Origin of the sequence: Streptomyces sp. NPDC001744, from assembly GCF_042892575.1 — a bacterium.
Classification (GTDB): Bacteria; Actinomycetota; Actinomycetes; order Streptomycetales; family Streptomycetaceae; genus Streptomyces.
Map to the genome: position 1 here is coordinate 163532 of NZ_JBIAUG010000011.1, position 10596 is coordinate 174127.

Here is a 10596-nt window from a genome sequence, read left to right on the forward strand (position 1 = left end):
CCGCGGGGACCGCCCGCCGGGAACGGCCGGAATTCGCCCCTCCGGATGATCGGACGACGGACGCCCCCGGCGGGCGGGCCGGGGGCGCGGACCCCGCCAGGCGTCAGCAGTCGCAACCGCAGTCGCAACCGCAGCAGCCGTCCCCCTCGCAGCAGGAGGAGCAGTTGCCGCAGCAATCGCAGCAATCGCAGCAGTTGCCGGGATCGCACTGACCGCAGAGACCTTCGCGCCGCTGCCGGCTCCAGGGGTCCTCGTACGTCCCGCAGCACATCTGACAGGTGCAGGCGAGCCCGACCCAGAGGGCGCATCCGGCGATCAGCCCGCGCCGGTCCGGCGGTCCGGGCGGGAACGGTCCGCCGGGTCCGCCCGGACCGCCGGGGCCCGGCGCGTAGGGGCCTCCCGGTCCGCCGGGGCCGCCGGGACCGGGGGCGTACGAGTTGCCGGGGACCGGCCCGTGGGCCGCGTACGGGTTCCCCGGCACCGGACCCCGGCCGGCGGCCGGGTCCCCGTGCGAGCAGACCGTCGTGCCGAAGGCGCGGTCCACCGAGGTGCGCAGCTCGTGGGCGAGCAGGACGTGGACCAGCCTGCCGTCGGCGAACCGGGCGTCCTTCAGGGCGAGGCGTATGCCGTGCAGGGCGTCGTCGGCGAGCCGGCGGGCCTCCGCGCGGGAGGTGCCGGTCGCGGTGAGCGGGTTCCAGGCGCCGCTCGCCGCGTCGGCCTCCTGGTCCTCCACGGCGTCGAGGAGGTGGGCGAGGCGGCCGAAGAGACGGCCGGCCTCGGCGAGCGGTTCGGCGTTCTCGGGGCGGCCCGCGAGGACGGCGGTGTGCGCGAAGGCGGCGGCGGTCGCGGTCTCGGTGGGCTCGGTGACGGCGAGCAGCGGGGTGCCGGGGCCGGCGAGCGCCTCGATGCCGGTCTGGCGGTCGACCGCGTCGACGAGGACGGCGGTGTCGAAGCCGAGGGCGCGGCCGGTCCTGGCCCCGGCACGGTCCCAGGAGCGGGCGACCCGGCGGGCCGCGGCGGCGACGGGCCGGCGCGCCAGCAGGCCGTCCCGGTCGGCGACGTGGTCCCGCACCTTCGCCGAGGCGAGGACGAGCGAGACGGCGGCGGCGAGCCTGGCGCCCTCGCCGCGGGCCACCGGCGCGGTCCGCATGCCGCGCAGCGGGCAGGGCCCGGCGGTGCGCCTCCCGTCCGCCACGGTTCCGGTCTGTGCCTCCGTCAGGACCGAGACGATGAGGCCGTCGTAGTTGGTGACGATCCGGGCGAACTGGCCGTGGTCCGCGCGGAGCGCCAGGCAGAGGCCGCAGAGGTGGGCCATCCACTCGGTCCTGAGGCCCTCGGTGAGCCGGTGCGTGCAGGGTCTGACGATTCCGAACAAGGACTCCCCCGTGAGTCGTGGGCCTGGGCGGTGCGAAGGTCCGCACGGAGCCAGCGCGCCGGGCCGCACGGAAGCCCGTGCGGGCAGGTCGCGCGAGGGACCGTGCGAAGGGCCGTCGAACGGCCTCGCGGCATCGTAACGAGCGGACTCGTTCGCCCGTACGCGCCCATCGTCACCCTTCCGGCACGACTTTCATATTTTCATCTACATGGCCCCTCGCCAGGTCACCTATACCGCATGATTTCTGACGAAACGCCAGGAAACGCCCCTCACGTTCTGCACCAGTACCGTCACGAATCCTCTGCGCGCCGACTATCCACTTGGCGCGCGATCCGCATCATGGACGACGATGGGGACATGCGGAACCACAAGTGACCGCGCTGAAAGGAGGCGTCGATGGGATCGGTGCGCAAGGCAAGTGCCTGGCTGGGACTCGTCGAGGACAACGACGAGCGTTACTACGACGACGAGTACGCCGACGGTGCCGAGAGCCGCGACGCCTGGGTCACGGACCCCCGGGTCAGGGTGGCCACGGACACGGCCGAGGAGCGGGGACGGCGGATCGCCACCGTCTCCCCCGACGGCTTCCGGGACGCCCGGGGCATCGGCGAGCTGTTCCGGGAAGGGGTCCCGGTGATCGTGAACCTGACCGCGATGGAGCCGAACGACGCCAAGCGGGTCGTCGACTTCGCCGCCGGCCTCGCCTTCGGCCTGCGCGGCTCGATCGAGCGCGTGGCGACCCGGGTCTTCCTGCTGACCCCCGCCGACACCCGGATCGTCAGCGACACGGGCCGGCGCGGTCAGGACGGCTTCTTCAACCAGAGCTGAGCCGTCCGGCCGGTCCGGCCGGACACCTCCCGGCGGACCGGGTCAGTGCGTCGGCCTCCCCGAGCCGGCGTGCTCGGCCGCCTCCCGGGTCGCGGGCACCCGCGGCTCGGCCCCCGCTCCCCCGGCGGGTCCGTCCAGGGCGGGCGGCGCGTTCCCGGCGCCCGTGCCCTCCCGGTCCATCAGGTCCTCCGGGTCCACCGGCGACTCCATGACGCGGGGCAGCCGCCTGGCCATCACCGCGCCGGCGAGCAGCAGCGCCGCGCTCACGCAGAGCGTCACGTGCAGCCCGTTCACGAAGGAGTGCCGGGCCGCCTGGTGCAGGGCGCTTCCGGCGGCCCCGCCGAGCTGGTCCGCGACCTTGTACGCCTCGCCGAGCGAGTTCGCGGCGTCCCGGCTCGCCTCTTCGGGCACCCCGGGAATGCCGCTGAGGCCGGGGGCGTACGCCGCGTTCATCACACTGCCGAGCAGGGCGATGCCCATGCCCGCGCCGAGCTGGTACGAGGTCTCGCCGATCGCCGCCGCGCCGCCCGCGCTCCCCGGCGGCGCCTCGCTGAGCATCGACTCGTACGCCGAGAAGAGCGTGGTCTGCAGGCCGAAGCCGAGCAGCACGAAGCCGGTCGTGAGCAGCAGGGGCCGGTCGTGCTCCCCCATGAGGACGAGCAGCAGCACGGCCCCGGCCGTGAGCGCGAAGCCCCAGCCGACCATCCGGCGCGGCCCGATCCTGCGCAGCGTGTACGAGCCGGTGGCGCCGGCCGCCATGGCGGCGAAGGTCAGCGGGAGGAGCCGGAGGCCGGTCTCCAGGGGACTCAGGCCGAGCACGAGCTGGAGGTACTGGACGGCGATGAGTTCCAGGCCGACCAGGGCCAGCATGGCGAGGACGATGCAGCCGACCGAGGTGGTGAAGGCGGCGCGGGAGAAGAGCCCCGTGTCGATCAGCGGGTGCGGGCGCCGCTTCTGCCGCCGCACGAAGAGGACGAGGAGCGTGGCGCCGAGCAGCAGCGGGCCGGCGGCCGGCAGGACGGCCGGCGGATCGCCGGCGCCCGCGTGCTTGACACCGAGGACGCAGCCGAGGACGCCGGCCGCGGCCATGAGCGCGCCGACGACGTCCCAGGGTCCGTCGCCGTCGCCCCGGGATTCGGGGAGCAGACGGCGGCCGAGCGGCAGGATCAGGGCCATCAGCGGGATGTTGATGAGGAAGACGGAGCCCCACCAGTAGTTCTCGACGAGGAAGCCGCCGAGGACCGGACCGGTGGCGGCCCCTATCGCGGCGACCGCGGTCCAGACGCCGATGGCGGTGGCGCGCTCCCGCCGGTCGGGGAACACCGTCCGGAGGATGGAGAGCGTGGCGGGCATGATCATGGCGCCGCCGACGCCTAGCAGCGCGCGGGCCGCGATGAGGACCCAGGACTCGGTGGCGAGGGCGGCCAGCGCGGAGGCGGCCCCGAAGAGCGCGTAGCCGAGGAGGAGCACCCTGCGCCGCCCCACCCGGTCCCCGAGGGTCCCGAAGAGGATCAGCAGCGAGGCGCAGACCAGGGGGTAGGCGTCGACGATCCAGAGCAGCGCGGTGGAGCTGGGGCGCAGGTCCTCGGTGAGCGAGGGGACGGCGACGTGGAGGATGGTCGCGTCCAGGGCGACCAGGAGGAGGCTGACGCACAGGACGACGAGGACGAGCCAGCGGTTGGCGTCACCGCCCGCGGCGGCACGCGGTCGTGCTGGGGCCGTGTCCGTCCGCGGCATCTCGCAACCTCCCACAGTGAAGCTCTCGCGCTCGGCGGGCCCCGACCAGGGCGTACGCCCCCGGGGCGGCCCGGCATCGACGGGCGAGTGAGCCGCCAGCGTACGCGAGTCCGACCGTCGAGCGCGTGGCGCACCTCTCACCCGCGTGGAGCACCCCCTGTGTCGTACGCCACTCGTTCGGACCGGCGTGTCGGGGGGAATTCCACCCGGTCACGCGTCCCGAACAATTCGCAGGCGTTCAAACAGCTTTCCGCAATGTCTTCTCCCCGAATAGCGACGCAGGTCATCGGATTTCCGGACGGACGACAGGAATGGGTCGCCCGTTGAGACCCACTCCACATCACATCGTCATCACGAAGAGGCCGGATTGACGGGGTCGGCTTCTCACTCCCTGTAACGTCGATTGGGTGCGTACCGACATCTTTGCCCGACTGGACCGGGAGCCGGAACCGCCGAAGATAGAGGTCCCGGGGATGACCCGCACGCGTCTCGCCCTCTTCGGCGGGACGGCGGCGTTCTACCTCGCCATCGTCGTGGCCGTCCTGCTCTCGACCTGGCTGGTGACCCTCGACTGGAAGATCATGCTGTTCCGGCCCTACCAGCAGTGGCCCGAACTGCACGCCTTCCTCGACTACTACGTCGTCCTCGGTCAGCGCGGCCCCACGGCCGTCATGGTGGCCGCGTGGCTGGGCTGGCGCTCCTGGCGCCAGCACACCCTGCGCCCCCTGCTGTGTCTCGGCGCCGCCCTCCTCCTGCTCAACGTCTCGGTCGGCTCGGTCAAGCTCGGCCTCGGCCGCCTCGGCCCCCACTACGCGACACAGGTCGGCTCCGCCGAACTCTTCGCGGGCGGCGACATATTCCCCTCCGGTCACACCGCCAACGCGGTCGTGACCTGGGGAATCCTGGCCTACCTGGCGACCACCCCGCGGGCCAGGCGCTACCTGTCGGCGCTCTCCGCCGTGGTCGCGCTCGGGGTGGGCCTCACCACCGTCTACCTGGGTACGCACTGGCTGAGCGACGTCCTGCTGGGCTGGGCGGCCGGGCTCCTCGTCCTGCTCGCGCTGCCCTGGTGCGAGCCGGTCCTGGCCGTGGCGGAGTCGTGGGTCCTCGCCGCGCGCGACCGGGTACGGGAGCGGCTGCGGGACCGTCGGCGCCTGGTGCCGTCCCTGCCCGTGGCGTCCGGGGGTCCCCGCCCCGGGCTCTTCCCGACGCGCCCGCCCGGCTCCGAGGAGCCGGTCCGGGAGCCGGTGGGGGTGGCCGGCGGGCGGCGCGCCCCGGCGACCCGGGGCTGATCGCGCCCGTACGCGTGGAGGGGCCCCGACCGTGCGCCGGTCGGGGCCCCTCCCCTGTGCGGGCCGGCCGTCAGCCGTGCCAGCAGCGGGTGACGACGCCGCCCTCGACCTCGAAGTTGATGCGCCCGGCGAGGTACTCCATGGTGATGATCGAGCCGGACGGCAGGGAACGGACGACGTTCCAGCCCCGGGTCCTGGCGAGCCTCTCGGCGGCTTCCGCGTCGAGGCCCACATAGGACCCGGGCGAGTCGTGGGGCGGTTCGGGAGTGCGCGATGTGGGTGCCATGGGTCTCACGTTAGTACCTTGCCGGTCACGCTTGTGTCACAAGTTCTCGACATATGTTCGATGCGTCTCACCGCGCACACGGAACATGGTTTTCGGACGTTTACCCGGCAATTACAGGAAGATGCGGGGCGTTCTCCCCCACGTCCGGAAGGGCCGGTGAGCGGCGGCAATTGGCCCTCCGCCGGGCCGACGGCCCCGAATTGTCCGGGCGGTGTCCGCGCGGGACGTCCACGCTTTCCTTACACCGTGTTTACGCCTTCCGGACGCCCGGCCGTCCCGGTCCGGGGCCGGTGTTCCGGCGCCGTTCCGAAGCCCTCCCGGCCCTCCCGGCCCTCCCGTCCCTCCCGGTCCTCCCGGTCTTCCCCGTCCGTCCGGCCCGCCCGGTCCAGGGCCCGGGACAGGCGGTCCCGGAGGACCCGGACCCGTTCGGTGAGCTCCTGCGGTTCGACCACCTCGAAGTCGAAGCCCAGGAACGCCACGTGGAACACCATCACGTCGAGGTCGTGCGCCCCCGTCCGCAGCAGGCAGGCCGTGTCCCCGTCGGCCTCCAGGACGCCGTCCAGCGGTCCGACGGCCGCCGCGGCCTCGGCGAACGGTACGAACAGGCGGACCGTCGCCTCCCGCGCGTAGGCGCCCCGGGACACCCCCTTCGCCACGTAGGCGGCCAGGTCCTCGGCGGGCGGCTCCCGGGGCGGGAAGCGGGGGCCGTGCGGCGGCACGGGCTCGATCCTGTCGGCCCGGAACGTACGCCAGTCCTCCCGGCCCAGGTCCCAGGCGACCAGGTACCAGCGCCGCTCGGCGCAGACCAGGCGGTGCGGTTCGACGCTCCGGCGGGTGGCCGCGCCGCCGTGGTCCCGGTAGTCGAAGCGCAGCCGCTCGCCGTCCCGGCAGGCGTGGGCCAGTTCGGTGAGGACGGTGGGGTCGACCCGTTCCCGAGGGGTGCGCAGCAGGGGCACCGTGAAGTCGTTGAGCGCCCCGATCCGCCGCCGCAGCCGGCCCGGCAGGACCTGCTCCAGCTTGGCCAGGGCGCGCACGGAGCTTTCGCCGATGCCCTCGACGCCCTGCCCGGCGGCGGCGCGCAGCCCGACCGCGACCGCCACGGCCTCCTCGTCGTCCAGGAGGAGCGGAGGCAGTTCGGCCCCCGCCCCGAGCCGGTAACCGCCGCCGGTCCCGGGGCCCGCGTGCACCGGATAGCCGAGTTCCCGCAACCGGCCGACGTCCCGGCGCACCGTGCGCGGGGTGACGCCGAGCCGTTCGGCCAGATCGGCCCCGGACCACTCGCGGCGGGTCTGGAACAGCGAGAGCAGGCGCAGCAGCCGTGCGGAGGTTTCCAGCATGCGCCCGAGTCTGTCAGCCGTCGTGGACGGGCACGGCCCCCGAGGGGGCCGGAACGCCGTCACCGGCCGGACCCCGGGGTCGCTGCCGCCGGGTCAGCGGAAGCGGCGGACCAGACGGCCGGCCCGTGCCTTCTGGGCGTAGACGGCGTCGATCGCCCGGCCCGCCGTCCGGTGGAGCGCCGTCCGGCCCGGGGAGTGGGTGCGCCGGCCCGCGCCCCGGTCGAGGAGTTCCGTCCAGAGCGCCTCGTGCCGGGCGGCGATCCGCGCCGGGTCGAAGCGCTCGGAGGCGGTGAGGGCCGCCCGCGCCGTCCTGGCGCGCAGGCCGTCGTCCTCGATCAGCTCCCGCAGTCCCCGCGCGACCGCCGCCACGTCGTCCACCGGCACGAGACGCCCGTCGACCCCGTCCTCGATGATCTCGCGCGGTCCGTTCGGGCAGTCGGTGGAGACCACCGGGAGGCCGCAGCGCATCGCCTCCACGATCGTCATGCCGAAGGACTCCCGCTGGGAGGTCACGGCGGCGATCGAGCCCTTCACCCACTCCGGCTCCATCGAGGCCACCGACCCCATGAGGAAGGCCCGCTCCTTCAGCCCCCGCTCCTCGATCCGGCGGGCCAGCGGAGCCCTGAGGTCCTGGACGGCGTCCCCGGCGCCGTAGATCCGCAGCGTCCAGTCGGGATGGTCCCGGGCCACCTCCGCGAAGGCGTCGATCAGCACGTCGTACCGCTTCACCCGGGTCAGCCGGCCCGCCGCGACGACGGTCTTCGCGGCGGGATCGGCGGGCGGTCCCGGGGGCGCGGGCACGCTGTTGGGCACGGACTCGATCCGCACGCCGGGCAGCCCCAGCTTCCGGTAGGCGCGGGCGTCGGCCTCGGTGACCGTGGTGACGGCGTCGAGGAGGGCGTACTCGTGGACGATGTCCCGGCGCAGCCGGTAGCTGTGGCCGTCCAGGATCAGGTGCTCCTGGCCGACCAGGAGCGGCCCCCGCCGGGCCTGCCGGGCGAGGTGGACGTTGAGCCCGGGACGGGTGGCGACGAGGACGTCGGCCTCCACCCCGCGCAGGTGCTCCCCGATCCGGGCGTCGGTGAGCGCGCTGTACTGCTTCCAGCGTCCGTCGCCGCGCGGGAAGACCACGGCGGGGCGGCGGAAGTCGGGGTGGTCCCCGTCGTATCCGGGACTTTCCCGGCGCAGGTCGACGAGGTGGCGCAGGGTCACGCCGCCGGGCAGGTCCAGGAGGGGCCGGTCGCGGTGGCGGAAGACGGAGACGATCTCGACCTCGTGGCGCTCCGCCAGTTCCTCGGCGAGCGTGAAGGTGGTGCGGATCGTGCCGCCGTAGTGGTAGCCGTTGTGGAGCAGAAAGGAGATACGCATCGCGCTGCCGGTTCCCCCCGGTCAGTTGGTCGGTCTCCCGACTGTACTTGCCGGTGCGGCGCCGGAACCCGCGGGTGGTGACCGGGCCGGACGGGGGCCGGGCGCGCCTCCGGCCGCCCGTCCGGCCAGGCCGTCAGAGCGGGGCGATGCGCAGCATGGCGCCGACGGAGATCCGGTTCGGATCGGCCCCGATCACGCTCCGGTTCGCCGCGTACAGCGCCTGCCAGCCGCCCTTGATCCCGAAGCGGCGGGCGATCGAACCGAGGGTGTCGCCGGCCCGGACGGTGTGGACGCGCCCGCTCAGGCCGTACTTCCTGGAGCAGGTGGGCCAGGCGCTCCAGCCCTGGACGCGCAGCACCTCCTCGGCGACGGTGATCTGCTGCGCCCGGGTGGCCAGGTCGGCGCGCCGGGCGTACGCGAGTCCGCCGTACCCGGCCCAGGTCGGCTGCCAGAACTGGAGTCCGCCGTAGTAGCCGTTGCCGGTGTTGGCGTTCCAGCGCCCGCCGCTCTCGCACTCGGCGACGCAGCCCCACGGCCACTGGTCCCGGGCACAGGCGTAGGAGGGCGCGGAGGCGGCGCCCCGGGGAGCGGAGGCGGGCGTCCCGGAGACGGAGGCCGTCGCTCCGGGCACGGCGGAGGGCGTCCCGGCCCGTGCGGGTGCCGGAGCCAGGGCGAGGAGCGCGGCCGCGGAGGCCGCCGCGAGGGGACCGGCCGTCCAAAATCGGATCTTCGACATCGGGGCAGGCTAGGCAGCCTCCCGGCGTCCCGGGCCCCTGCCGCGCGGAGCCCCGCCGGCGTCCCACCCGGTCGGAGTCACCCGCCCGCCGTGCGGGCCGGCGGCAACTTGGCCCGCATCCGCGCGTGACCCCGGCCGAGCCTGACCCGTTGAACTCGGCGTGAGGCGCCCGGGAACGGCCCGGCGTCCGCCCGTACCGAGTCCAGGGAGCCCCCGTGCCGCGCATGCTCGACGTCAGCGAGGACGTACGCGCCGAGATCGGCGACGAAGAAGCCGACCGGCTGCTCGACGGCGACAACGCCCCGGGCAGCTACGACTGCACCTCCTGCCGCACGCCGGGGGACTCCGAACAGGAGCGCACCAGCACGGTGCTGTTCGTCGGCGAGGAGACGGCGGTCCTCGCGTTCGCCCACGCCGGCTGCATCCCGTCGCAGGTCGTCCGGGTCGCCGAGGACCAGCTCCAGGGCGCCGTCGCCTCCATCGCGGCCTCGGACGCCGCCGACGCGCTCGCCGTCTCCCACCCCGAGCAGGCCGTCCTGGGGGTCACCAGCGGCCTCGTCCTGATCGGCGGCGACCTGCACCCGGCGCTCGTGGTGGAGCCGACCGCCCCGGTGGCCCGCCCGGGATCGGACGGTCTCGCCGACGAGTTCCTCCCGCTCCTGGCCGAGCAGGGCTTCCGGCAGGTCACGGACCTCGAAGTGAGGCCGGAGGTGCTCCCGGGCTGGTCGGTCCTGGTCGCCATGGGACAGCTGCACTCCGTCCTCCAGCCCGGTCCGGGCGGCGCCGGACAGGCCGCCTGGTGGCAGGCGCACCAGCCGCTCCAGGTCACCGAGGGCTGGCGCGCGGCGGCCAACAAGACGCACACCGTCCTGGTCTTCGCCGCCCCGGTGGGCTCGATCGGCCGGCAGCCGCGCGAGGACCTGCTGCGCGACGCGCTGGAGAAGGCCGCCGCGAACGGGCGTCTGGTGGCCGCCGCGATGCCGCTGGCCGGCACCTGATGAAGCACGGAAGGCCGGGTTCGGGGTGGGTACGGGTCCCCGGCCCGCAGGCGGGACGGGGCACGCCGGAACCGGACGTCCCGACCGCGCCGCGTCCCCGGCCGGCGCTCCTTCCGGAGAACCGCCCGCATCCGACGGGCGACGGGGTCGTTGGCACCTACGTGCACCCATACGACCCTTCCCCCCAGCCGTATCCGACCCCGATCCCCTCGATGCGCCCCGCGCGGGACGTCGCGGCGGGCCCCTCGCCCACGCCGATCTACGACGCCCTGTGCTCGGAGTACCGCAGGTCGTTCCGCACCCTGCCGGGTGACCGCAGCGGCGAGGAGGGGCCGGACTTCAGGGCCTTCGGCACGGCGCTGGGCACGGGTGCGACCGGCCGGCCGCACCGGGGCACGGCGGCGCACCCGGCGGCGTGGTCGGCGCGGACGCCGTCCCCGCAGCTCCGGGCGGCGCTCCCGCCGGGGCCCCGCAGGGAACACTAGGGCGCGCTTCGTACCGCGCCTCGCGAACGGCCGGGGGGCGGGGCCCCCCCCCGGGCCCCGCCCCCCCCCCCGGCGGCCCCCCCCCCCCCTTTGGGGCGCGCGTGTAGCGCCCCCCCCCCCCGATGTGGGTGGGGGGGGCCGCGAAGCCGCACAA

10 protein-coding genes are annotated in these 10596 nt (G+C 74.7%); 4 read left to right on the plus strand and 6 right to left on the minus strand.

Going from position 1 to position 10596, the window contains the following annotated elements:
- Window positions 1-103: 103 nt before the first annotated feature.
- Window positions 104-1375, minus strand: coding sequence for a DUF5685 family protein (locus ACFYZY_RS15900; protein WP_388693880.1), 1272 nt, complete (start codon window positions 1373-1375; stop codon window positions 104-106).
- A 396-nt stretch (window positions 1376-1771) separates the two neighbouring features.
- On the opposite strand from ACFYZY_RS15900, the gene ACFYZY_RS15905 reads away from it, so the two are divergent.
- Window positions 1772-2203, plus strand: coding sequence for a cell division protein SepF (locus tag ACFYZY_RS15905; protein ID WP_388693882.1), 432 nt, complete (start codon window positions 1772-1774; stop codon window positions 2201-2203).
- Window positions 2204-2245: 42 nt separating this feature from the next.
- On the opposite strand, the gene ACFYZY_RS15910 is transcribed toward ACFYZY_RS15905, so the two are convergent.
- The gene (locus ACFYZY_RS15910; RefSeq protein ID WP_388693884.1) at window positions 2246-3940 is read right to left on the minus strand and encodes an MFS transporter; all 1695 of its coding nucleotides are present in this window, start codon (window positions 3938-3940) and stop codon (window positions 2246-2248) included.
- A 473-nt stretch (window positions 3941-4413) separates the two neighbouring features.
- Between ACFYZY_RS15910 and ACFYZY_RS15915 the strand changes: the two genes are divergently transcribed.
- The gene (locus tag ACFYZY_RS15915) at window positions 4414-5232 is read left to right on the plus strand and encodes a phosphatase PAP2 family protein (protein WP_388693886.1); all 819 of its coding nucleotides are present in this window, start codon (window positions 4414-4416) and stop codon (window positions 5230-5232) included.
- A gap of 70 nt (window positions 5233-5302) precedes the next feature.
- Here ACFYZY_RS15915 and ACFYZY_RS15920 read toward each other — a convergent pair whose 3' ends face one another.
- The 4 genes from ACFYZY_RS15920 to ACFYZY_RS15935 form a co-directional block, all read right to left on the minus strand.
- On the minus strand, window positions 5303-5518 hold the full coding sequence (locus ACFYZY_RS15920) for a proteinase inhibitor I78 (protein WP_388693889.1): 216 nt from the start codon (window positions 5516-5518) through the stop codon (window positions 5303-5305).
- A 239-nt stretch (window positions 5519-5757) separates the two neighbouring features.
- Window positions 5758-6855 carry a helix-turn-helix transcriptional regulator gene (locus ACFYZY_RS15925; RefSeq protein ID WP_388693892.1) on the minus strand — a complete coding sequence of 366 codons (1098 nt, stop codon included), beginning with the start codon at window positions 6853-6855 and terminating at the stop codon, window positions 5758-5760.
- A gap of 93 nt (window positions 6856-6948) precedes the next feature.
- Window positions 6949-8223, minus strand: coding sequence for a glycosyltransferase (locus tag ACFYZY_RS15930; RefSeq protein ID WP_388693895.1), 1275 nt, complete (start codon window positions 8221-8223; stop codon window positions 6949-6951).
- A 133-nt stretch (window positions 8224-8356) separates the two neighbouring features.
- Window positions 8357-8959: a transglycosylase family protein gene (locus tag ACFYZY_RS15935; protein WP_388693898.1), complete on the minus strand. Its 603-nt coding sequence runs from the start codon at window positions 8957-8959 to the stop codon at window positions 8357-8359.
- A gap of 215 nt (window positions 8960-9174) precedes the next feature.
- Between ACFYZY_RS15935 and ACFYZY_RS15940 the strand changes: the two genes are divergently transcribed.
- Together ACFYZY_RS15940 and ACFYZY_RS15945 are read left to right on the plus strand one after the other, a co-directional pair.
- Window positions 9175-9957 (plus strand): hypothetical protein, encoded by a 783-nt coding sequence (locus tag ACFYZY_RS15940; protein WP_388693900.1) that lies wholly within the window; start codon window positions 9175-9177, stop codon window positions 9955-9957.
- A gap of 212 nt (window positions 9958-10169) precedes the next feature.
- Window positions 10170-10442 (plus strand): hypothetical protein, encoded by a 273-nt coding sequence (locus tag ACFYZY_RS15945; protein ID WP_388693903.1) that lies wholly within the window; start codon window positions 10170-10172, stop codon window positions 10440-10442.
- The last annotated feature ends 154 nt before the right edge of the window (window positions 10443-10596 follow it).

Bases quoted from the DNA above. Each gene is read 5' to 3' on its own strand.
- ACFYZY_RS15935 (WP_388693898.1), bottom strand. From the start codon at position 8,959: ATGTCGAAGATCCGATTTTGGACGGCCGGTCCCCTCGCGGCGGCCTCC.
- ACFYZY_RS15945 (WP_388693903.1), top strand. From the start codon at position 10,170: ATGCGCCCCGCGCGGGACGTCGCGGCGGGCCCCTCGCCCACGCCGATC.
- ACFYZY_RS15920 (WP_388693889.1), bottom strand. From the start codon at position 5,518: ATGGCACCCACATCGCGCACTCCCGAACCGCCCCACGACTCGCCCGGG.
- ACFYZY_RS15910 (WP_388693884.1), bottom strand. From the start codon at position 3,940: ATGCCGCGGACGGACACGGCCCCAGCACGACCGCGTGCCGCCGCGGGC.
- ACFYZY_RS15905 (WP_388693882.1), top strand. From the start codon at position 1,772: ATGGGATCGGTGCGCAAGGCAAGTGCCTGGCTGGGACTCGTCGAGGAC.
- ACFYZY_RS15930 (WP_388693895.1), bottom strand. From the start codon at position 8,223: ATGCGTATCTCCTTTCTGCTCCACAACGGCTACCACTACGGCGGCACG.
- ACFYZY_RS15925 (WP_388693892.1), bottom strand. From the start codon at position 6,855: ATGCTGGAAACCTCCGCACGGCTGCTGCGCCTGCTCTCGCTGTTCCAG.
- ACFYZY_RS15915 (WP_388693886.1), top strand. From the start codon at position 4,414: ATGACCCGCACGCGTCTCGCCCTCTTCGGCGGGACGGCGGCGTTCTAC.